The sequence below is a fragment of the Pedobacter sp. GR22-10 genome, from assembly GCF_026239715.1.
Classification (GTDB): Bacteria; Bacteroidota; Bacteroidia; order Sphingobacteriales; family Sphingobacteriaceae; genus Pedobacter.
In genome coordinates, this window is the sequence record NZ_JAPIVR010000004.1 from 146,842 (window position 1) to 169,771 (window position 22,930).

At 38.5% G+C, this 22,930-nt stretch carries 22 protein-coding genes; 7 read left to right on the forward strand and 15 right to left on the reverse strand.

Going from position 1 to position 22,930, the window contains the following annotated elements; all coding sequences use genetic code 11:
• The first annotated feature begins 3 nt into the window (after nt 1–3).
• The 5 genes from dacB to OQX64_RS17285 all read left to right on the forward strand — a co-directional run bounded on the left by dacB (nt 4) and on the right by OQX64_RS17285 (nt 4,735).
• On the forward strand, nt 4–1,410 hold the full coding sequence (gene dacB / locus OQX64_RS17265) for a D-alanyl-D-alanine carboxypeptidase/D-alanyl-D-alanine-endopeptidase (RefSeq protein WP_265819711.1): 1,407 nt from the start codon (nt 4–6) through the stop codon (nt 1,408–1,410).
• A 23-nt stretch (nt 1,411–1,433) separates the two neighbouring features.
• Entirely contained in the window at nt 1,434–1,793 is a 360-nt protein-coding gene (locus OQX64_RS17270; RefSeq protein ID WP_265819712.1) for a hypothetical protein, read from the forward strand.
• A 138-nt stretch (nt 1,794–1,931) separates the two neighbouring features.
• On the forward strand, nt 1,932–2,750 hold the full coding sequence (locus tag OQX64_RS17275; protein ID WP_265819713.1) for an alpha/beta hydrolase: 819 nt from the start codon (nt 1,932–1,934) through the stop codon (nt 2,748–2,750).
• A gap of 191 nt (nt 2,751–2,941) precedes the next feature.
• Nucleotides 2,942–4,237: a phosphopyruvate hydratase gene (gene eno / locus OQX64_RS17280; RefSeq protein WP_029286806.1), complete on the forward strand. Its 1,296-nt coding sequence runs from the start codon at nt 2,942–2,944 to the stop codon at nt 4,235–4,237.
• 198 nt (nt 4,238–4,435) lie between these two features.
• The gene (locus tag OQX64_RS17285) at nt 4,436–4,735 is read left to right on the forward strand and encodes an FtsB family cell division protein (RefSeq protein WP_088299312.1); all 300 of its coding nucleotides are present in this window, start codon (nt 4,436–4,438) and stop codon (nt 4,733–4,735) included.
• Here the strand turns inward: OQX64_RS17285 and OQX64_RS17290 are convergent.
• Nucleotides 4,732–5,346, reverse strand: coding sequence for a trimeric intracellular cation channel family protein (locus OQX64_RS17290; protein ID WP_088299311.1), 615 nt, complete (start codon nt 5,344–5,346; stop codon nt 4,732–4,734). The two genes, OQX64_RS17285 and OQX64_RS17290, sit on opposite strands and share 4 nt — an antisense overlap.
• Nucleotides 5,347–5,464: 118 nt before the next feature.
• A complete protein-coding gene (locus OQX64_RS17295) occupies nt 5,465–7,549 on the reverse strand; it encodes a hypothetical protein (protein WP_265819714.1) in 2,085 nt (694 codons plus the stop codon).
• A gap of 214 nt (nt 7,550–7,763) precedes the next feature.
• Here OQX64_RS17295 and OQX64_RS17300 point away from each other — a divergent pair, with 214 nt between their 5' ends.
• Complete coding sequence (locus OQX64_RS17300) at nt 7,764–8,498, forward strand: L,D-transpeptidase family protein (RefSeq protein WP_088299309.1); 735 nt, start codon at nt 7,764–7,766, stop codon at nt 8,496–8,498.
• 108 nt (nt 8,499–8,606) lie between these two features.
• Here the strand turns inward: OQX64_RS17300 and fabG are convergent, their stop codons facing one another.
• The 10 genes from fabG to sucD form a co-directional block, all read right to left on the reverse strand.
• A complete protein-coding gene (fabG, locus tag OQX64_RS17305) occupies nt 8,607–9,350 on the reverse strand; it encodes a 3-oxoacyl-[acyl-carrier-protein] reductase (RefSeq protein ID WP_265819715.1) in 744 nt (247 codons plus the stop codon).
• A gap of 91 nt (nt 9,351–9,441) precedes the next feature.
• A complete protein-coding gene (locus OQX64_RS17310; RefSeq protein ID WP_265819716.1) occupies nt 9,442–10,518 on the reverse strand; it encodes an agmatine deiminase family protein in 1,077 nt (358 codons plus the stop codon).
• Nucleotides 10,519–10,621: 103 nt separating this feature from the next.
• A complete protein-coding gene (locus OQX64_RS17315) occupies nt 10,622–11,497 on the reverse strand; it encodes a carbon-nitrogen hydrolase (protein ID WP_265819717.1) in 876 nt (291 codons plus the stop codon).
• Between the two features lie 260 nt (nt 11,498–11,757).
• Nucleotides 11,758–11,994 carry a cysteine-rich CWC family protein gene (locus tag OQX64_RS22470; RefSeq protein ID WP_323670586.1) on the reverse strand — a complete coding sequence of 79 codons (237 nt, stop codon included), beginning with the start codon at nt 11,992–11,994 and terminating at the stop codon, nt 11,758–11,760.
• A gap of 246 nt (nt 11,995–12,240) precedes the next feature.
• Nucleotides 12,241–14,625 (reverse strand): ribonucleoside-diphosphate reductase subunit alpha, encoded by a 2,385-nt coding sequence (locus tag OQX64_RS17325; RefSeq protein WP_088299305.1) that lies wholly within the window; start codon nt 14,623–14,625, stop codon nt 12,241–12,243.
• Nucleotides 14,626–14,783: 158 nt separating this feature from the next.
• Nucleotides 14,784–15,779 (reverse strand): ribonucleoside-diphosphate reductase small subunit, encoded by a 996-nt coding sequence (locus OQX64_RS17330; RefSeq protein WP_088299304.1) that lies wholly within the window; start codon nt 15,777–15,779, stop codon nt 14,784–14,786.
• Nucleotides 15,780–16,209: 430 nt separating this feature from the next.
• The gene (locus OQX64_RS17335; RefSeq protein WP_265819718.1) at nt 16,210–16,590 is read right to left on the reverse strand and encodes a septal ring lytic transglycosylase RlpA family protein; all 381 of its coding nucleotides are present in this window, start codon (nt 16,588–16,590) and stop codon (nt 16,210–16,212) included.
• A 144-nt stretch (nt 16,591–16,734) separates the two neighbouring features.
• Nucleotides 16,735–17,238, reverse strand: a complete 504-nt coding sequence (locus OQX64_RS17340) for a methionine-R-sulfoxide reductase (protein ID WP_265819719.1) — start codon at nt 17,236–17,238, stop codon at nt 16,735–16,737.
• Nucleotides 17,235–17,849, reverse strand: a complete 615-nt coding sequence (locus tag OQX64_RS17345) for a GxxExxY protein (protein WP_265819720.1) — start codon at nt 17,847–17,849, stop codon at nt 17,235–17,237. Before OQX64_RS17345 ends, OQX64_RS17340 begins: the two co-directional genes overlap by 4 nt.
• 180 nt (nt 17,850–18,029) lie before the next feature.
• Nucleotides 18,030–18,902, reverse strand: coding sequence for a succinate--CoA ligase subunit alpha (gene sucD / locus OQX64_RS17350; protein ID WP_088299300.1), 873 nt, complete (start codon nt 18,900–18,902; stop codon nt 18,030–18,032).
• A gap of 198 nt (nt 18,903–19,100) precedes the next feature.
• Between sucD and OQX64_RS17355 the strand changes: the two genes are divergently transcribed.
• On the forward strand, nt 19,101–19,529 hold the full coding sequence (locus OQX64_RS17355; RefSeq protein WP_265819721.1) for a cupin domain-containing protein: 429 nt from the start codon (nt 19,101–19,103) through the stop codon (nt 19,527–19,529).
• Between the two features lie 262 nt (nt 19,530–19,791).
• On the opposite strand, the gene rlmF is transcribed toward OQX64_RS17355, so the two are convergent.
• The 3 genes from rlmF to OQX64_RS17370 form a co-directional block, all read right to left on the reverse strand.
• Entirely contained in the window at nt 19,792–20,757 is a 966-nt protein-coding gene (gene rlmF / locus OQX64_RS17360) for a 23S rRNA (adenine(1618)-N(6))-methyltransferase RlmF (protein WP_088299297.1), read from the reverse strand.
• 308 nt (nt 20,758–21,065) lie between these two features.
• Nucleotides 21,066–21,899, reverse strand: coding sequence for a cyanophycinase (locus tag OQX64_RS17365; protein ID WP_265819722.1), 834 nt, complete (start codon nt 21,897–21,899; stop codon nt 21,066–21,068).
• Nucleotides 21,899–22,924: an isoaspartyl peptidase/L-asparaginase family protein gene (locus OQX64_RS17370; protein WP_265819723.1), complete on the reverse strand. Its 1,026-nt coding sequence runs from the start codon at nt 22,922–22,924 to the stop codon at nt 21,899–21,901. Before OQX64_RS17370 ends, OQX64_RS17365 begins: the two co-directional genes overlap by 1 nt.
• Between the last annotated feature and the right edge of the window lie 6 nt (nt 22,925–22,930).

Here is a 22,930-nt window from a genome sequence, read left to right on the forward strand (position 1 = left end):
TATATGAAAAAGTCACTTATCATTCTTTTATACGCTCTATTTTATGTAAACTGCTTTGCCCAGAACAGCATCCAAAACCTGGATAAAGCATTCAATACTTTACTCGGCGATGAGCAGGCCAAACATGCCATAACATCCATTTGTGTTTTAGATGCACGCACCGGAAAAGTACTGTTCGCCAGAAATGAGCAAATAGGCCTGGCGACAGCATCAACTTTAAAAACCATTACAGCGGCAACCGCTTTCAGTATTTTAGGGAAAGATTTTCAATTCCAAACCACACTGGCCTACTCTGGAGAAATCACAGCTGATGGGACTTTGAAAGGCCATATTATCATTACAGGAAGCGGGGACCCTACATTAGGCTCCCCCCGCTTTCAAAACACTGAACCCGCAGTTTTAAAACAGTGGGTTGCAGCGATAAAATCTGCAGGCATTAAGAAAATTGAGGGATCAATTATTGGTGATGATCAAATATTTGGCACGCAAACCACACCCGAGGGTTGGGTATGGCAGGATATCGGCAATTACTATGGTGCCGGAACATCAGGCCTAGCCTGGAGGGAAAATCAGTTTGACATACAATTGCGTCCTGGATCAAGTACAGCTACAGCGGTACAAATCATAAAAACAGTTCCGCTTACACCATATATCCAGATCGAAAATGAATTAAAAACAGGTTCACCAGGTAGTGGAGACAAAAGCTATGCCTTTCTTCCACCCTATTCTAATGTTGCTTATTTACGCGGTACCTGGGGCATGGGCATTGGCAAATCGGGCATTTCCGTAGCCCTGCCCGATCCTGCTTTTGATTGTGCTTACCATTTACAGGACACGTTGAAGCGCTTGGGTATTCAAATCACACAGGAAGCTACTACCACAAGATTACTGAAACAGAATAAACAATCCGTTCCAACAGCTATGCAAAAGATCAGCATCGTTACTTCACCCACCCTGAGCGAAATGACTTACTGGTTTCTAAAAAAAAGCATCAACCTTTATGGTGAAACTTTTTTAAAAACTATGGCCTTGAAATCCGGCAAACCTGCAACTACTTCTAAAGGAGCAGAAACTGAAATTAATTTCTGGGCAGCTAAAGGCATTGATCAATCTGCCCTGAATATCATTGATGGCAGCGGACTTTCTCCGGGAAACCGAATTACGACCGCTGCCATGGCAAATATATTGTTCCAGGTTCAAAATGAAGATTGGTTCACGGATTTTTATAAAGCTTTGCCGGAATATAATGGCATGAAAATAAAAAGTGGCACTATAAATGATGTTTCGGCATTTGCCGGATACCACACTGACACCGCTGGAAATAGATATGTGATTGTAATCAATATCAACAATTATAGCGGAAGTGGAATTAATAAAAAATTGTTCAAGGTACTGGATGAACTGAAGTAAAAATTTTATCTAAAAACAACGCTATGCCACATTTTATTAAAAACCTTCAAACGGTTGATGGTTTGATCTCTAATTTATACAAAGACATCTCTATTGCAGAGATGACCGAAAAGATAAATCATTATTTTGAGATTCAAGGTTATAAAGTAATTAACCAGCAATTTGGAAACCTGATTCTGGAAAAAGGCAACCGGACCATGCGCATTTTGTTCGGTGCATTTGTGAAGTACTTTAAATTTAGTGTAACCATTACACAAACCGCAAAGGATGAACTTACAGTAAATGTTTTTCAGCAATCAAGCGGCATATCCGGAGGTTTAATCGGGATGAACCAAGTTAAAACGGAACTCACCAGATTGAATTTTGTTTTTTCTCAAATTTAAGACGAAAGGTATAAACGGATAATAAATTGCTATTGCAACTGCATCAACAACAGATATTTGCAGGCAGTAAATAAGTCAGCATTATAAATGAGTGTTTGTCTTTTAAAACCGGATATTCTTTTCTAATGTTGATTGGATATGGATGTAAGAATCGAAAACTGGAAAGAGAACCTCGAACAACAAAAACCTGATTACCAATTTGGTGACCATGTTCATGTGGTAGATGAAAAATTCTACATGCCTCAGCTTGACAAACACAGGCAGGTTTGGATTTATCTCCCTAAAAGCTACAAAGATTCTGAAAAAAAGTATCCTGTTCTTTATATGCACGATGGTCAGCATCTATTTCATGCCAAACCAGCCAGGAATGATGAATGGGCTGTTGATACGACTGTAGATAACCTGATCCGTGAAGGTTTGCAAGAAATGATTATAGTTGGTATAAATCATGGTGAGGAAGATCGCCTGACAGAATATAATCCCTATGATAGTGAAAATGGCAAAGGCGAAGGGAAAGCATATCTGCAGTTCTTGGTAGAAACACTTATGCCATTTATCAATCATCAATACAGAACACTAACCGATATGAATCATACAGCAATTGCCGGAAGTTCTCTTGGTGGCCTGATTTCCATGTTTGCCATTGCAGAGTACCCTGAAGTTTTTGGTTCAGCAGGAATATTCAGTCCGGCATTTTGGCTGGGACCTGAAATTTACACAGATGTTACTGATCGTTTACCTGGTTTAAAAGGAAATAAAATCTTTTTAGTTGCCGGAGATAAAGAAGGTACAGAAATGGTAAACAATGTAAAAAAAATACATGCCATCTTAAATCCTGATGGTAGCAACCAAAATATTCTTTTTCATGAGTGCGAAGATGGAAAGCATACGGAATGGTTCTGGCACCGGGAATTTCCGGCATTTTATAGCTTTATAGCGAAAGATTCAGACAATTAGAATAGTGCCATACCATACAAAAACCCTCTATATTAAATTAAAATTAACGAATCATTAGGCTTTGTAATGATCGTAACATTAAGCCTGAAAACGCTTTATTTATTTAAAAATTATACTAACTTTGATGTTAGGCTTAGTAATTGTACTTTATACACTAAGCAGATTAAAAAGTAACAAAAAATCAAATAAAAATGAGCATAATCGTTAATGTCCATGCCAGACAAATCCTCGATTCAAGAGGCAATCCAACAGTAGAAGTAGAAGTAGTTACAGAAGCAGGTGCTTTTGGCCGTGCTGCTGTTCCAAGCGGTGCATCTACCGGGCAATATGAGGCTGTTGAATTACGTGACGGAGATAAATCTACATACTTAGGTAAAGGTGTTTTAAAAGCTGTAGAAAATGTAAATACTAAAATTGCTGATGCTTTAAGAGGTATTGATGTTTTCGAACAAAATGCAATTGATAAATTAATGCTATCTCTTGATGGCACAGAAAACAAAGGTAATTTAGGTGCTAATGCTATTTTAGGTGTTTCTTTAGCGGTGGCTAAAGCTGCTGCCGATGAAATAGGCCAACCTTTATACCGCTATATTGGTGGTGTTAATGCCAATACTTTACCAATCCCAATGATGAACATCATTAACGGCGGTTCTCACTCTGATGCCCCTATTGCATTTCAGGAGTTTATGATCATGCCAGTTGGTGCGCCTTCATTCTCTGAGGCTTTACGTTGGGGAACTGAAGTTTTTCATAGCCTGAAAAAAATTCTTCATGATAGAGGTTTATCTACTGCTGTAGGTGATGAGGGTGGTTTCGCCCCTACTTTTGATGGTACTGAAGATGCAATTGAAACCGTATTAAAAGCGATTGAAACTGCTGGTTACCAACCTGGTTCTCAGATCTGTTTAGCTTTAGATTGTGCTTCTTCTGAGTTTTACAAAGATGGAAAATACGATTACACGAAATTTGAAGGTGCTACCGGTGTAATTCGTTCAAGCGAAGAACAAGCGCAATATTTAGCTGATCTTTCTGCAAAATATCCAATTATCTCTATTGAAGATGGTATGGATGAAAACGATTGGACCGGCTGGAAAAGCTTAACCGATAAAATTGGCGACCATGTTCAATTGGTTGGTGATGATTTATTTGTAACCAACGTAACGCGTTTACAACGTGGTATTGATGAAGACACTGCAAATTCAATTTTAGTAAAAGTTAACCAGATCGGTTCTTTAACTGAAACAATCAATGCTGTTACTTTAGCTCAAAACAGTGGCTATACGTCGGTAATGAGTCACCGTTCAGGCGAAACTGAAGATGTGACCATCGCTGATTTAGCTGTTGCTTTAAACTGCGGACAGATTAAAACAGGATCAGCATCTCGTTCAGACAGGATTGCAAAATACAATCAGTTATTGCGTATAGAAGAAGAATTAGGTGAAAATGCTCGTTTCATCGGTTCGAAATTCAAATACGCGAAGAAATAAACCCCTAAATTTTCTAAAGGAGACTTAAGGAACTGCCACTAAGTCCTTCTAGGCTTTGGGTTGTTAAGAAGTTGAAAAACTAATTTGCTAAACATCCGGAGATTTTAAATCTTCGGATGTTTTTATTTTAATACTATATTTGTTCTGTGTTAGGTGCATGATCTCAAATCACATATCTCCATACTCATATCTCCAACTATGAAACGTTTAATAGACCTTTTCCGCAATAAATATTTTCTTGCAACGGCTGCATTTGCAGTTTGGATGCTATTTTTCGATAAAAATGATATGATGTCGCAATACGAATACCGTAGTCAGGCGAACAAATTACAGGAAGAAAAAGAGTATTTTGAAAAGGAAACCGCCCAGGTTAAAAAGGATTTAAACGAGCTGAATACGAACCTTAATACTGCTGAAAAATTCGCTCGCGAAAAGTATTTCATGAAAAAAGATAATGAGGATGTGTTTGTGATCATTCGTGAGGAGAAAAAAGACTAATCCCGGGCATAATTAAATTTCGGCAGTGATAATTTATACTTAACCGCTACAACCCTTAATAAAAAGATAAAAGCGATAACGGCAAGCTTCGCAATTACACTACCTACTCCAAATTCCAGCAGTAAAAAATAAATCGAACCACCCAAAATACAAGCCGTAGCATAAATTTCTTTTCTAAAAATCAGCGGAATCGTATTTAACAAGGTATCTCTGATAATACCTCCGAAACAACCGGTTATGGTTCCAAGTGCAATACAAACGCCAGGATTTAAACCAAAAGCAATTCCTTTAAGTAAACCCAACATTGTAAAAAACCCCAGCCCAAGGCTATCAAACAGGAATAAAGTAATTTTTAGTTTCTGAACCTGCGCCTTGAAAAACATCGCCACTAAAGAGGTCGCAAGAATAATCAAACAGGTTTGAATATCCCGCATCCATGCCACGGGAGTATCGCCGATTAACAAATCCCGAACTGTTCCCCCACCAATTGAGGTTACAAAAGCAATAATCAAAACACCAAATGGATCCAGTTTACGCTGCATAGCCGTAAAGGTCCCGGAAATGGAGAAAGCAACAGTGCCCAGGATTTCTAATATTTCTGAAGTACCCATCTATATAATTGAATTGTCTTCTCTTTTAAACTGAAAATAATATTGATCTTATTGAAATAACTCATTTAAATTACTTCAAAAAGTAATACGTCCTGGATACGTTCGGGGTTGACAAAATCTACAGTTCTCCGTTACGTTTTCTTAAAAACCATTCTATACTCAATAGTATCAGAATACATACATATAACCACTTTATATTAATCAGCTCATCGTATTTGCGGTCTTCATAACTAATAGTTTTAATATTTTCATTTTTCAAGATTTCATCTGCTATCTTTAACAGATCTTCAGGCATAAAAAGCTTGCCATTGCTCTGTTTAGCCATCTCATTTAATAACTGATGATTTGCTGTGGTTTCCTGATATTCAGCCATTAAAGAATTGACGTAAAAACTTCCTGATGCTGTTAAACGTTTTCCGCCAAGAGCAGTATTGGACAAGTAGGAATAATTGCCCGCACTCATTGTCCCGGCATCAAGTTGATAAGCATTTTCGGTTTTAGAAAAGGTATAATTGAATACTTTGCCCGCTTCATTTTTTACCTGAAGATTAACTTCCGGTTCATTTACAGGCTGGTAACTATCGTTATAAAGTGTGGCATTAAACTGAACAGCTTCATTTTCATCATAGGCCGATTTTGAGGTAAAAACTTTAAACTTTCGCTGATCATCTTTTACCGCAAGATATTGAATCGTTTTAGAAATTAAATCATTTAACCCGGATGATCCATTTTCATTTTGTGCTTCTGATAATTTCCAACGCCATAAGCCTTCTCCCATCAGGTAACCAGTTTTTAAGCCATTTTCATTGGTAAAAAACAATAACGGTTGTTGTGTACTTATTTTTCCGATACGTTGATTAAAAACGGGTGTTGCACTTGCATTTACCATTAACCTTCCAAACGGCATCAATAAGGGGTCGAAAGTGGAAAATTTCTTTTTATCATCTTCGGACAAGTTAAAATTCGTAAAACCATTGGCAACATCAGCATAAACTTCTTGAACGGAACCATTGGCAGCACTTAAGTTTACCTGATTTTGAATCTGGTTAAAAGCATTTACATTGCTTTGTGCACCTAAAACATACCAAACGGGCCTTTTTAAAGCCATTACTTTCTGCAAAAAAGAAGTCGACATATTTTGAGCATCTGGCAACTGGTATAATATGATTAAATCAAATTTGGATGGGTCAGTGGCATTCAAATCATCGGCAAGGGCGAGTTTAGCCTCATAATGTTTATTGAGTGAAATGGCCTCTTTTAAAACACTTAAATCAGGATGTGGTGCTGCTGCAGCCAATAACACTTTTTGTCTGCCATCAATCACTTCCACATAAAAAGTTTGTGAATTATTTTTCGTGGTGATTTCATTGGGTAAAATACCCAGTTGAACGGTATATTTTTGAACACCTATTTTCCCGGCATGCAGTTTTATAGGAATATTTTTAACAAATGAATTTCCGTTAATGGCAATGGCTTGCTGAACTAATTTAGCACCATTCTGATTCACCGCTATCATCGTATTTTCATGATCGCTTTGAAAAGCCTGAACCTGAACTTCAATGGTGAAATCATCATCCAGGTAAACGATATTATTATAGTTTACATTTGAAATTAAAACATCTCGTTTGGGAATACTATCGCCCAAGGCAATGGTATAAACCGGCGCATTCATCTGATTAATGCTATATAAGGGATTTCCGCCACGATTGAATATCCCATCAGTAGCCAGGATAACAGCGCCTACATTTCTGTTGGTATACTCATCTCTGATTTTCCGAAAAAAAGCGGAAGCATCTGTAAGTTTTCCCTGGTTTTTAAAGTCAAGGCCATCCTTTACCGTATCAGAAAAATGGTAAGCTTTAACTTCATACCGATCTGATAGTTTATCCTGAAGAATTTTCAGGTTTTTCTCGTACAATTTCTGGTCAAAACCAACCGCTTTAACCTGAGCGATAGAAAGGGAATTGTCCTGCCCGATAATGATGACAGGCTTATTTAAAGTATAGTTTAGCGTTTTAATTAAGGGCGCAAATATTAGCCAGGCAATCGCCGTAACAGCAACTATTCTGATGGCAGTTAAACCATATTGTAGCTTTCTATTAATATTTTTATTTCCCCGATACAGTAACCATGCATATAAAATACCTAAAGCCAGGCAAGCCAGAAAATATAAAATAGAAGTACCGGCAAAAATGCTGTTCATATTTTATAAAGATGCTAATTTTGTTATTAACCGCAAAGAAAGAAAGTTGAGGGTTTTTAACAACAGGGGACACAAAAGGTAGGCACAGAGATATACGCAGTCGGGTGTGAAGATTACTAAAAGATGAATCATTTGGTGTGTGTTATGCCTGGAAATCTATAAATTCTCTGTGTGCGCTGTCGTTAAATAAGTAGATTTGACCAAAGCAAATTTTATGAAATTAATCTGTTTAACGCTTCTCTTATCATTCAGCATTATGGCCAATGCACAAAATAATTTCAAGTCGACCCAAATTCAATTCGAAAGGGTAGAAAAAGCTTATCAAGAGAAGTGGGAAACTTTATATCAGTCACTACAATTAGCGGGTTATAAAGATCATTTTTCAATGATCATCAATGCTTATAAAGCTGAAGGAAAATTAGAAATATGGTTAAAAGCTAAAACTGACCATAAATATTCACTTTATAGGGCGTATGATTTCTGTGCCCATTCCGGTACATTGGGTCCAAAAGTAATGGAAGGCGATAAGCAAACACCCGAAGGATTTTATGCTATCAATGTTTTCAACCCGATGAGTACCTATCATTTATCACTTGGCCTAAACTATCCTAATAATGTTGATTTGGCTAGAACCGGAAAAGACAGAAAACCTGGAAGTGATATTTATATTCATGGGAATTGCGTAACTGTCGGTTGCATTCCGCTCACTGATGACAAAATTAAGGAGATTTATATTTTAGCAGTTGAAGCCAGAAATTATGGTCAGGAAAAAATACCTGTAAACATCTATCCTTTCAAAATGACAAATGAAAATATGAAGAAATATTCTATTCAGTTTCCTCTACAAGCCGGTTTTTGGGAAACACTACAACCAGGTTATTTAGCTTTCAAGAAGCATAAAAAACAATTGGATATTAATGAAATTGATGGGAAATATACGTTGAGGTAAAAGCTAAAAGGCATAAGGTTCAGGCCAAAAAACCCATCTTATGCCTTTTAATTTTTTAGTTTAGAACAGGAGAACCCTTCGTCTTAAACCTTTAATCCCTCTACCTTCTTATAGCATTCCGCCACAAACGGATAAAGTTTGACCAGTAACATACGCACTCATATCTGAAGCTAAAAACACGCAAACATTGGCAATATCTTCCGTTTCGCCGGCACGTTTTAATGGAATATCTTTTTCCCAGCCCGCAACCACTGCAGGGTCTAAAACTTCTGTCATTTCAGTACGGATAAAACCCGGAGCCACCACGTTTGCACGGATGTTCCTGGAACCTAATTCTTTGGCCACAGATTTTGTAAAACCAATAATACCCGCTTTAGACGCCGCATAATTGGCCTGACCTGCATTACCTGTAACACCGACCACAGAACTCATATTGATAAATACACCTTTACGCGCTTTCATCATCACTTTGGATGCAGCCTTAGTCACATTAAAGATAGACTTCAGGTTGATATTGATAACATCATCCCAGTTTTCTTCACTCATCCGCATTAATAAACCATCTTTGGTAATGCCTGCATTGTTCACTACAATATCAATAGTTCCAAACGCTGCTATAACATCACTGATCAATTGCTCGGCCTGATCGAATTTCGAGGCATCAGAACGATAGCCTTTAACTTTCGTTCCAAAAGTTTGCAGTTCTTTTTCTAATGCTTCGCCTTTTTCTACTGATGACAAGTATGTAAAAGCAACGTTAGCACCTTGCTCCGCAAATTTTTCAGCTATTTTACGACCAATACCTTTTGATGCACCGGTAATTAATGCCGTTTTTCCTTCTAATAATTTCATGATGAAATGTTGTAAAGTTGAATTTTTTAATGTTGTAAAGTTAATACTAAAAACCAAATTGACTAAATGACTTCAGACTAAAGACTCCTGACTAAACTGCCGGTTCCTGCTGACTTAAACAGTGAAAACTTCCCAATCCCCAGATAATATCTACGGAATTGATTCCGATAACTTTTCTATCCGGGAAACAGCCCTGAATAATATCCAGCGCTTTCTGATCATTCACATCATCAAAAACCGGTACAATTACAGCTGCATTGGCGATGTAAAAGTTTGCATAGGATGCCGGCAAGCGCGTATCATCATAAATCACGGGCGAAGGCATTGGTAATTCCACAATATTCAGTGAACGGCCATCCTTTAATTTCATGGCCTTTAAAGCTTCTAAATTCTCTTGCAACAGCAAATAGTTTTCATCCAGCGGATTACTTTCTACCACCGTCAAAACGGTATCTTCATTGACAAAACGGGTAATATCGTCAATGTGTCCATCCGTATCATCGCCAACAATACCATCTCCTAACCATAAAACCTGGTCTTGACCATAATACTCCAGCAAATATTTTTCAATCTGCTCTTTGTTTAACTGTGGGTTACGGTTTTCATTCAGCAAACACGCAGTTGTAGTCAGAATGGTTCCTGCACCATTAAATTCAACAGAACCGCCTTCCATTACTAGATCAGGATTGAATAATGGCAAATCAAAATGTTTGGCGATTTTTGTTGGCACCACATCATCCAGATCAAAAGGGGGATATTTTCCACCCCATGCATTGTAGCCCCAATCCACTACAGCTTTTTCATTTCCTTTTAATACAAAAGCAGGGCCATGGTCGCGACACCAGGCATCGTTGGTTTCGTTGAAATAAAACTCAATCTGCGATAAATCTGCATCAACTTTAATAAGTTCGGAAACAGCAAATGCTTTCATCTCCTCATCTTTCACATTAATGCGAACTTTCTCGCCTTCAGCAACTGCTTTAATAAACTGGCAATATGGCGTATATATCGTTTCGATTTTCCCTGGCCAGCTTGCCTCTTTATGTGGCCAGCTTAACCACGTGGCTTCATGTTTCGCCCACTCGGCAGGGAAAGCATAACCTTGTTGTTTTGGTGAATAATCGAATTGATTGATATTTAATTCTTTTCTTGGAGGGAAGTTTGACATTTCTTGTAGTCTTATAAGTTTAAGGTATCACATGGAATTTGTCGAAGTGTTTAGACCCTTCGACAAACTCAGGATGCACCCATAGGTGGTTTTCGCTTTCAGCTTAATCCCCGTCAATATATCTTTTGGTAATTGGTTGATAAGAATCAATTCTTCTGTCTCTTAAAAATGGCCAGTGTTTACGCATGAAATCGCTTTGATCCAGGTCCAATTCCACCACTTTTGTTTCCTCCTGATCATGAGAGGCCAGATAAAGTAATTTACCCTGGGCATTCGTAGCAAAACTTCCGCCCCAGAATTTCATTCTGCCTTCTTGCTCAAAACCAACTCTGTTTACGCTTACCACAGGTACACCATTAGCCACAGAATGAGAACGCTGAATAGTTTGCCAGGCATTATATTGATCTTGATTCGTCTCTTCATCCTGCGTAGTATCCCAGCCAATAGCAGTTGGATAAAACATAATATCTGCGCCCATTAAAGCAGTTATGCGGGATGCTTCCGGATACCATTGGTCCCAGCAGATCAGGATTCCTATTTTAGCAAATTTGGTTTCAAAAACTTTATAGCCTAAATCACCCGGTGTAAAATAGAATTTTTCGTAATAAGCAGGATCATCTGGGATATGCATTTTACGGTATTTTCCTAAATAGGAACCGTCGGCATCTAATACAGCCGTTGTATTGTGGTACAATCCCTCAGCGCGTTTTTCAAACAGAGATGCAATAATCACCACACCAAGTTCCTTTGCTACCACCTGCAAAGCATCAGTTGATGGTCCAGGAATGGCTTCTGCTAAATCAAAATTATCATAGTCTTCCACATCGCAGAAGTACAATGAAGTAAAAAGTTCTTGCAAACACACAATCTGTGCACCCTTTGCCGCTGCCTCTCTTACTTTAGCAATTGCTTTGTCTAAATTTTCCTGCTTATCTTTAGTACAACTCATTTGTACCAAGCCAACGTTTACTTTCTTCATGTTTTTTTGAAATGAGAGAATGAGAGAATGATTCATTGAGAGAATGTTATTGTACCTATAGGCTACATTCACTCATTCAAAATTCATTCATTCAAATTTCCGTCAAAGTTACTATTTTGTTTAAAAGTAGAACGGCATAATCGTGTAAATGTTTTCTGGAAAAGGATAGGATAAGCTCAGAAGATTTTTAAATAATTTAGAGTACTTTAAACTGACGAAGTTCCCCCATCACACAAGCCAGCTAAACTTCGTAAGTTGAGTTATACCCCAATTTCTTCACGGTATTCTTGTTGCAGTTCGAATAAACACTTGGCACACAAGCAACCATCATACAATTCAGAAATATATTGTACTTCGTTAATACTGAGTTGAACCACGCTACACTGACATTTGGTATAAGCATTTGCCTTGCACTCAATAGCTGTTCCGCATCTTTCGCAGGGAATGATTTCGTGTTTGCTATGTTTCAAAAGGTTGTTCATTGGTTCATTCGTCATTAGTTCATTGGTCTTTGGCGCATTAAAACCAAATGGCTAATGAACTATTGAACTAAGCAAAAATAAGGACAAAAAATAAGGTTTTGAGCGTTTGCCCAAAACCTTACTTAATTTTGAATATGTGATACAAGTGCTATTGGAAAACAGATTGCTTCAGCTCGCTCGAATTAGCTTCGCAATGACAGCAAGGTGATTAGCTTTTCGCTTCAGTCTTTTATCCTTGCTCCTTAATCCTTGTTCCTGTTTCTAACCAGAGCAACTGATACAGCCTTCTTCCATTGAACAAACCGGCCCGTCAACAATTTCTTCGGCCACCTGATCTTGTGTCATTTGCGCCGGGATTACCGCTTCAATCGCTTTACCGCCTTGATTTTCGACAGTGAATTTAACAGCTTGTGATGCGGCTTGCGTACGTAAGTAGTACATACCGGTTTTTAAACCTTTCTCCCATGCATAGAAGTGCATTGAAGTTAATTTTGAAGTATTCGGTGCATTTACGAATAGGTTTAATGACTGCGACTGGCAGATATATGCGCCACGGTCTGCAGCCATATCGATGATGTTACGCATCTTGATCTCCCAAACCGTTTTGTATAATTCTTTAATGTAATCCGGAATAGATGGAATGGCCTGAATGGAACCGTTTGCCAATATGATCTGGTTTTTCATCTCATTGTTCCATAAGCCTAAGGCCACTAAATCTTTCAACAAGTGTTTGTTTACCACCACAAACTCCCCACTTAATACCCGGCGGGTATAAATGTTTGAGGTATAAGGTTCGAAACATTCGTTGTTACCTAAAATCTGAGAAGTAGAGGCTGTTGGCATCGGTGCAACCAATAAAGAGTTATATACACCATCTTTTATTACTTTACTACGTAATGCTTCCCAATCCCAGCGACCACTATCTGGTGTTACGTTCCATAAATCAAACTGGAACTGACCTTTTGATAAAGGCGATCCTGCAAATGTTTGATATGGACCATTTTTAACCGCTAAATCATGAGATGCAGTCATTGAAGCAAAATAAATCGTTTCGAAAATATCTTTGTTTAAACGTTTTGCCTCATCGCTCTCGAAAGGTAAACGCAATAAGATAAAGGCATCAGCCAAACCTTGTACACCTAAACCAACCGGACGGTGACGCATATTAGAGTTTTCAGCTTCCTGAACAGGGTAATAATTATGATCAATAATTTTATTCAGGTTTAAAGTAGCCTGATAAGTTACTTCATATAATTTCTGGTGATCAAACTGTCCGTTGATTACAAAACGAGGCAATGCTAAAGATGCTAAATTACAAACCGCAACTTCGTCTTTTGATGTATATTCAATAATCTCAGTACACAAGTTAGAACTTTTAATGGTTCCTAAATTCTGTTGATTAGACTTGCTGTTCGCTGCATCTTTAAACAACATATAAGGTGTACCCGTTTCAATTTGCGAATCTAAGATAGCAAACCAAAGTTCCTGTGCTTTAATCGTTCTTCTGCCACGGCCTTCAGCTTCATACTTTGCATATAAAGTTTCGAATTCCTGACCAAAGCAATCAGCTAAACCCGGGGCTTCATGCGGACAGAATAATGTCCAGTCGCCATTATCTTTAACGCGTTGCATAAACAAATCGTTGATCCAAAGGGCATAGAACAAATCGCGGGCACGCATTTCTTCCTTACCGTGGTTTTTACGCAGGTCTAAAAATTCAAAAACATCCGCATGCCAAGGCTCTAAATAAATAGCAAATGCGCCTTTGCGTTTACCACCACCCTGATCTACATAACGGGCAGTATCATTAAATACACGTAGCATTGGAATAATACCATTGCTGGTGCCATTTGTACCACCGATATAAGATCCTGTCGCACGGATGTTATGAATACTTAAGCCAATACCACCCGCACTTTGAGAAATCTTAGCGGTTTGTTTTAAAGTATCGTAAATTCCTTCAATGCTATCATCCTGCATGGTTAACAGGAAGCATGACGACATTTGCGGTTTTGGGGTTGCAGCATTGAATAATGTTGGCGTGGCATGTGTAAACCAACGCTCGCTCATTAAATTATACGTTTTGATTGCACTTTCAATATCTTCTTTATGGATACCAACTGAAACACGCATAAACAAATGTTGCGGGCGTTCTACAATCTGACCGTTAACTTTTAACAGGTATGATTTTTCTAAAGTTTTGAAACCGAAATAATCAAAACCAAAATCACGGTCGTAAATGATAGAACTATCTAAAATATCCTTGTTTTTTTCAATAATTTCAAAAACATCATCAGCAATTAGCGGTGCAGCCTTTTGCGCTTTCGGATCGAAATATTCGTACAACATTTTCATCGTACCCGAAAATGATTTTGTGGTATTTTTATGCAGGTTGGAAACCGCAATACGCGAAGCCAATAAAGCATAATCAGGGTGTTTTGTGGTTAACGATGCAGCCGTTTCTGCAGCAAGGTTATCCAACTCTGATGTGGTAACACCATCGTATAAACCTTCAATTACCTTTTTGGCAACGTCGATTGGATCGACAAGGTCTGAATTTAAACTGTAACACAACTTTTGAATGCGGGCTGTGATTTTGTCAAATTGCACCGGCTCTTTGCGGCCATCTCTTTTTAGTACGAACATATGTTATGAGATTTAATTTTTATTGACTGAATGAGTGAGTTTTGAATGAGAGAATGTTAATCTACCCATCGCCTCCACTCTATTCATTGCATTTATTTATTTCTTTGAATGATAAAAGAGCATTTACTCATTCCATCATTCACTAATTCGAATTTGGCTTAAAAGTCTTCATCTAATGAAAACGCCTGTTTATTATTATCGGCTGAGGTTAACACACCACTTTTTTGATAATCACCTACCCTTTTCTCAAAGAAGTTGGTTTTTCCCTGTAGTGAAATCATTTCCATAAAATCGAATGGATTGGTTGCATGGTAGATTTTTTTATAACCCAGTTCCTGTAACCACCTGTCTGCTACAAATTCGATATACTGACTCATTAATTTAGCGTTCATGCCAATCAAGGCTACCGGTAATGCATCTGTAATAAATTCTTTTTCAATTTCTACTGCATCACTGATGATCCCGTGAACCGCTTCCTCACTTAGCTTATTGCTCAACATGCTGTATAACAGGCAGGCAAACTCACAGTGTGAACCTTCATCTCTTGAGATTAACTCATTACTGAACGTTAATCCTGGCATTAAGCCACGTTTCTTTAACCAGAAAATTGAGCAGAAACTTCCGCTGAAGAAAATACCTTCAACCGCAGCAAATGCCACTAAACGCTCTGCGAAAGTTCCGTTTTCAATCCAGCGAAGTGCCCATTCCGCTTTTCTTTTAACTGCCGGAACAGTGTCAATGGCATGGAATAAACGGTCTTTTTCTTCCGGATCTTTAATATAAGTATCAATTAATAACGCATAGGTTTCGGCGTGGATGTTTTCCATCATGATCTGAAAACCATAGAAACAACGGGCTTCCGGCAACTGCACTTCACTCATGAAGTTTACCGCCAGGTTTTCATTAACAATACCATCACTGGCAGAAAAGAATGCCAGAATATGAGAAATGAAGTGTCTTTCTCCATCATTTAAATTATCCCAGTGTTTCTGGTCATCAGAAAGATCAATTTCTTCTGCCGTCCAAAAGCTGGCTTCGGTTTTTTTATACATCTCCCAAATTGCCGGATATTTAATCGGCAAAAGCACGAACCTATCTTTGTTTTCTTGTAGTAATAATTCCTGTTCCATAACTGATACTTTATTTTTCTTCATTTTAATCAGAGCCGACGAAGACATGCATCCACCAATGTGATATGGTGATTGAAATGTCTTTATCAAAACGCTGTAGTGAAAGTGCTAACTCCTGCTTTCTGGCAAACAACTACATTTTTTAGCTGGGGAAATTTAAATTTTAATCGAGAGATCTACCAGTAAATCACTAAAAAATAAGCCTTTATATTTGTTTTCAGGTGCAAGAAGTTGAAGAACTTTGTTGAAACAAATATAGATACACAGGGCTTGTTTTTTGAACCAAAGTTGTTAACACCGTTGTGATTTAGGTGAATAAACACATCAGCTAAATCTCATTTTCGGGCGAAAAAAAAGGTAATTGTTTAGTTTCAAGGGGATAGCAAATAAAAATAAGTGTTAATAACTTAAATTTAAGCCATATAAGCTTTACAAAATAGAGCTAAAAAGAATATTATTCTAAGTTATAACTGAGGCTAACTTTGGCAATTCCCTGGCGATAAATGCCAATCTGTTTTGCGGCACTTTCTGAAAGATCTATGGCTAATTTTTTTGAGAATGGACCACGATCATTCACTTTTACCACAACTGATTTTCCATTGTCGGGATTAGTTACGGTAATCATTGTTCCCATGGGTAAGGTGCGGTGTGCGGCAGTTAATTTTTTTGCCCGGTATTTAACACCGCTGGTGGTTCGGCGGCCTTCGAATTTTCTGTGATAATAAGTTGCCAGAACTGTTTTATTGATACTATCCGGCGCATTTAAGGGACCGGAATTTTGTGCTTTACCTTGTAAAAACAGCAGACTAAAACTTAATAACAGCAGATACTTCATAGGCTAAATTTTATTTGTAGAGCGCACAAATATAAGCATTTAGTTTATAATCAACAATTTGTGGAAAAACAGCTAAATTCTGAGCATCAAAAAAGGCGTATAACTTATCGCTATACGCCTCTACCTAACCCTACTACATCCACCTTATTTTTTATCCGGGACAAAGTTCATGGAGATTGAATTTACACAATGACGGGTGTCTTTATTGGTAAATCCTTCACCTAGAAATACGTGACCTAAATGCGCGCCACAATTGGCGCAAACAATTTCTGTACGTGATCCGTCAGCATCCGGGATGCGTTTAACGGCTCCTTTAATTTCATCATCGAAGGCCGGCCAGCCACAGCGTGCATCAAATTTACTTTCTGATCTATATAATGCCGCATTGCAACGTTTGCACGTGTAAGTACCTTTTTCGGTAGTATGTTCATATTTACCCGTACCAGGATATTCTGTTCCTTTATTAACAATTACTCTTTCTTCTTCGGGGGTTAATGGATTCCAGTTCATTTTCTTTTTCGGTATAATATTTTCTGATTGCTGTGTCCGCTCGGTCTCTTTCTTTTCCTGCTTTTGCGCACAGGCAGAAAGACTCGTAATTAAAACAACAGCAGAGATCAAAAATAGTTTATTTAACATCGTGTTCATGTATTAATATACGCCATTGATTTTGATTTGGTTTGCGGGTTTGAGAGAATGTAGTAGTGTTTACAAAGGAATGATAAATCCGTTGGGGGTTGGGCAATTCCGGAAGCTAAAGGTGCCATCATTCGGAGATTGCTGGTTTGCCATGAAAGACTTGGAAAGTTTTTAAATTTTCTTATGCGCCAAAAGTTTTTTTGCCACGGAATACACGGAAAATGATTTAGAAAACAACGCGTCTTATTTCTAAAGTGGGCTTGCCGAAGTTTAATACTAAGCCAAACGCTACATTCAGCGCATTTCAAATAGTTTATAGTTTGAGCCAAATCTCCATTCGCTATTCCACTTTTTGATTTTATTTCTAAAACTACAGTATCAAAAACTATAAAATCAGCATAAAAGCTATGCGCAAGTAAAACATCCTTATAGTAAACAGGATAATATTTTTCGCTCTCATAAAAGTATCCTCGGCTTTCAAATTCGACAGAAAGCGCGTCCTTATAAACAATCTCAAGAAAACCACAACTTAAATCCTTATGAACTTCAATTGCAGCATTAATAATTAAATCAGTTTCATTTTTATAGGGAAGATTACCTTGTTTTATTTGATAATCCATAAATGAGAATATTAACCAAGCTAATTAAATTTTCTAATTTTTTCCTATTTTTTATTCCGTGCTTTCCGTGTCAACTAATTTATTGCTTTCTTTTTTCCTTCATTTGTATGCAACCTGCCAAAACAAAAAAAGCGTCCCGAACCTAATCGAAACGCTTTTCTATAATGAGATTTTTAAATCTTATTTAGCCAGTTCTTCTGCCATTGCAGCACCAATTTCAGCAGGGCTTTCTACTACACGAATACCACACTCACGCATGATTTTCATTTTTGCAGCTGCAGTATCATCAGCACCGCCAACAATTGCACCAGCGTGCCCCATTCTACGTCCCGGAGGCGCAGTCTGACCAGCGATGAAACCTACAACCGGTTTAGTACCGTGTTCTTTAATCCAGCGGGCCGCTTCAGCTTCCATTCCCCCACCAATTTCACCAATCATGATGATACCGTGTGTTTCAGGATCGTTCATTAATAACTTAACTGCTTCAACTGTTGGTGTTCCGATAATCGGGTCACCACCGATACCGATAGCTGTCGTAATACCTAAACCTGCTTTAACTACCTGATCTACCGCTTCGTAAGTTAAAGTTCCTGATTTAGAAACCACACCTACATGACCTTTTTTGAAGATAAAACCTGGCATGATACCAATTTTAGCCTCATCAGCAGTAATCACACCCGGGCAGTTAGGGCCAATCAAAGTCACATCACGGTCTGAAATATATTCTTTAACCTGAATCATATCCTTAGTCGGGATGCCTTCAGTAATACAAACAATTACTTTAATACCACCTTCTGCAGCTTCCATAATGGCATCAGCAGCAAAAGCAGGTGGCACAAAAATGATAGATACATTTGCTCCTGTTTGATCAACAGCATCTTTAACCGTATTAAAAACAGGCTTTTCTAAATGCAATTGCCCACCTTTGCCAGGCGTTACACCACCAACTACGTTTGTACCGTACGCCAGCATCTGCTCGGCATGGTAAGTTCCTTCGTTTCCGGTAAAACCCTGAACGATAACCTTAGAATCTTTATTTACTAAAACGCTCATGTATCTATTTTTTTTGTGCAAAGCTAATATTATTGACTGGAAAGTCAAGCCTAAAAACAGATTATTTAGTCCATTTTTTCATGAAAATGTAAGGATTCGTTACTTTAGTGTAGAAAAATTAAGGACTAAAGCAGGAAGCTCAGGGCTTAAAGTTCGATGCAAGAAACAACAATATAGTTTAATACTGAAATCTACCTTATGAAAATCAAAATATTGATCATTACGGCCATTTTCGCCTCGCTGGCTGTTTGCGTTAAGGCGCAGCAGAGCGGGGCCGCCGGATATATCCTGCAGAATGATGCGGAGGTGGCAAAGAAAGAACCCGGGACCCATCAGGGTGGGGGCGAAACCATCGGTTTTAATTTCTTCGGTACGGCCAAAGACCTTAAAACAGTTTTTAAAAAAAGAATATTAAAGCCTGGATCTGCTATCGGTTATCATTTGCAAAAGGAAGATGAAATTTATTATGTCATCAGTGGAAATGGCATCATGCGGATGAATGGCAAAGTTTTCCCGGTAAAACCTGGTGATGCCATTTTAACCCGACCGGGAAGTTGGCATGGCCTTGCACCGGACCAAGACAATAACCTGGTTATCTTAATTGCTTACGAAAAGAAGTCACATTAGAATTTTTCTGTATTTACCATTACCAGGATAAGCTGTACTTCGTTTAATTAAGGCATTTCTATACTTGCAGTAGACAGTTCTATGGTTGCCCTTCGTAAAAATACGTTGCTTTCAGGATCCCGAATCTTTGTAGCTCAAAACTTGATTGCAAATGCTACTAATGCAAAAAGCCAGATTAACTTTCATTAATCCAGCTTTGTTTATATTTTGCTTCGACAAAATCGCTTGGCCGACTAAAGACTTCCGACTCCAGACTTGAGACTTATTTCCATCCTTTTGCCCATTCGGCCTGTTCATGGTCATCCTGGAAAGTCCAGGCAACGAAACGACTTATTTTCTGTCCCTGACTCATTTGCACAGTACGCACCTCAAAGGCTTCTGCTTTAACCAAAGCACCATAAATGCTTTTTAAATTGGCACTTTTAGAAACCAGCGAGGTAAACCAAAGCACCTGTTTTTTGATTTGTGCACTTTGAATAATCATTTGTTCCACAAAAGCGCGTTCACCACCCGGGCACCAAAGTTCGGCCTTGTTGCCACCAAAGTTTAAAACGTGTTTCACTTCTTTTTCATTGCCACCCAGGTTGCGCCATTTTTGACGGGTACCCTGCTCTGCTTCTTTTAAGGAGGCATGAAATGGCGGATTGCAAACCACCGCATCAAAACGTTCAGTTCTACCCACAATCCCCCTGAAGATACCCATTTTTGATGATTGCTGACGGATTTCAATTGCGCCCTGCAACTCTTTGTTTGCCTCTATAATACGCTTTGCAGAATCTACAGAAAGCGGATCGATTTCGGAACCAACGAAATTCCAGCCGTATTCCTGATGGCCGATAATCGGATAAATACAATTGGCGCCCACACCAATATCCAGCACATGGACGTTTGCGCCTTTAGGATTCTTTCCTTTATTACTTGAACCTAACAGATCGGCTACATAGTGGATATAATCGGCCCTGCCCGGAATTGGCGGACAAAGAAAATCCTGCGGGATATCCCATTGAGAGATATTGTAAAAATATTTCAGTAATGCCCTGTTTAATGCTTTTACCGCATTCTGGTCTGCAAAATCAATCGAATCATCGTGATGTTCATTTTTGAAAACGAAACGTTTTAATTCTTTTGAAGTAGAGATAAGTTGTTTGAAATTGTAGCGCGAACGGTGTTTGTTGCGTGGGTGTAACTCGCTTTTTTCCTTGCGGTTATTTTGTTCTTCCTGAGCCAATGTGATCTGGTTTAATTAAACAAGCTGTGTGCATGTTTCTGCCGCAAAGATAGTTTAAATAGTTGGAAGTTGAGCGCATAGAGACAGGAGTCGAAAGTTACAAAGCGCTTCAGGCTTTGTGCATATAAGATAAAAATGCTTAGAGCTGGAAGTTTCGAGTATGGAGTTGCATAGAAATATAAAACACAAAGGTTGAGTTTATGCACCACTATCCCATTAAACAGATCACTTCAAAATTATCTTTAATCCAGCGCACCAGGTTCTGCACTTAAACCAAACTCCTAATCTGCATCATCAAAAGCGTTTCTTCAAGGTTTTACATTAATCACATCACCAGCGGTAAATACCCCAAATTCGGCGTGACTAAATTTTAATAAACCTCTGTCTGTATTTTTAACTTCCACAGGATTGGCCAGCCGAATCACCTGACCTTCACCAGCTACAGTGGCCTTATTACCGTGTACAATAATAGCTGTGCTTTCATCAATCCCCACACAAACCAAATCAGGATGTGCGGCCAATGCCGAAATCAAACGGTTGTATCGGTTGCGTTTCAGAAAATGCTGATCAATAATGGTATTTTCCAGCAACCCTAAGCCCGGCGAAAACTCAATATTTTTATCCCGGAGTTTATTAAAAGTTTCTTTGTAAGCCGTATCTAAAAGCTGTTTTCCGGTAATCATATATTTACTCATTACGGCAGCTCCGGCACTTGTGCCAGCAATAGTGGAACCATTTTTAAAGGCTTTGTGTAGGGCGGTATAAATGGGTGTATTTAAAACAGACTTCATAAACCGGTTTTGATCGCCGCCTAAAATATAGATCAGCTTCGCTCCTGCAAGTGAATCAATCCAGCTTTTATCATTTACATCGTGTTTGTTAAAATTAAAGTTCCTGATCGGGTGTTGATCCAGCTTTTTCAATTGCAGAGCAAGTGTTTTATAGCCAGAATCCGGGATTTCACTCGCCATAGGCAAAACAATAATATAATCATTTGCTTTTAAATCAGCAGTATTCAACATTTGTTTCATCAAATCATCGGAACGATTTCCACCCCCGATAATGAACAAATTACCTTTGTTTTGGGCATTTACAAAAATTGAAAAACCAGCCAGTGCCAGCAACAAAAACAGCTTTTTCATTATTTATAAATGCTCACTTCAATTTTACCATCAGCCGTAATGGCGCCTCTGTACATGCCTTCTGTATTAAACGGCATGGTGATATTCCCTTTTCTATCCAGGGCAATCAAACCACCATCCCCTCCCATTTTACCTACTTTATCTAAAGCAATTTTTGATGCTTCAATAACCGATAAACCTTTGTATTCCATTAAATCTGAAATGGTTTTGGCAACCACATTACGGATGTAAAATTCCCCCCAGCCTGTACAGGAAATACCGGCCGTTTCATTATTGCAATAGGTCCCGGCACCAATAATAGGTGCATCGCCTACCCTTCCATACTTTTTATTGGTCATGCCTCCCGTGGAAGTTCCGGCCGCTAAGTTACCTGCCTTGTCCAGCGCCACACAACCTACGGTACCAAATTTATAATCGTGATTTTTTATACCCAAAAGCTCAGATTTTTTGCTGCCATGATCCAATACGGCTTTGGTAGAATCTTCTTTAATGGCTTGCTGCAAACCATCCCAGCGTTCTTTCGTCCAAAAGTATTTTGGATCTACGATTTCCAGACCTGCTTCCTTTGCAAACAGATCAGCACCTGCACCAACCAGCATTACATGTTCTGATTTTTCCATTACCGCCCTGGCTGCAGAAATTGGATTTTTAATTGTAGTGACCCCGGCAACAGCACCCGCCATTAATGTTTTTCCATCCATCATGGCGGCATCCAGTTCATTTTTACCATCATGTGTAAAAACAGCTCCTTTGCCTGCATTAAAGTGCGGGTCATTTTCCAGTACATGAATGGTTGCTTCCACAGCATCCAGACTAGATTTTCCAGCTTTTATTTGTGCGTAACCTGTTTGCAATGCCTGTGTTAAAACCGCTATATAAGCCGCCTCCTTTTCAGGTGTCATGTTCTTTTTCAGAATGGTTCCGGCACCACCATGGATCACCATCACATATTTTTTCTGCTGTGCAGATACGTTCAATGTAAATAAAACAATTAGGAAAAGTACGGATTGCTTAAATATTTTCATCTTTCA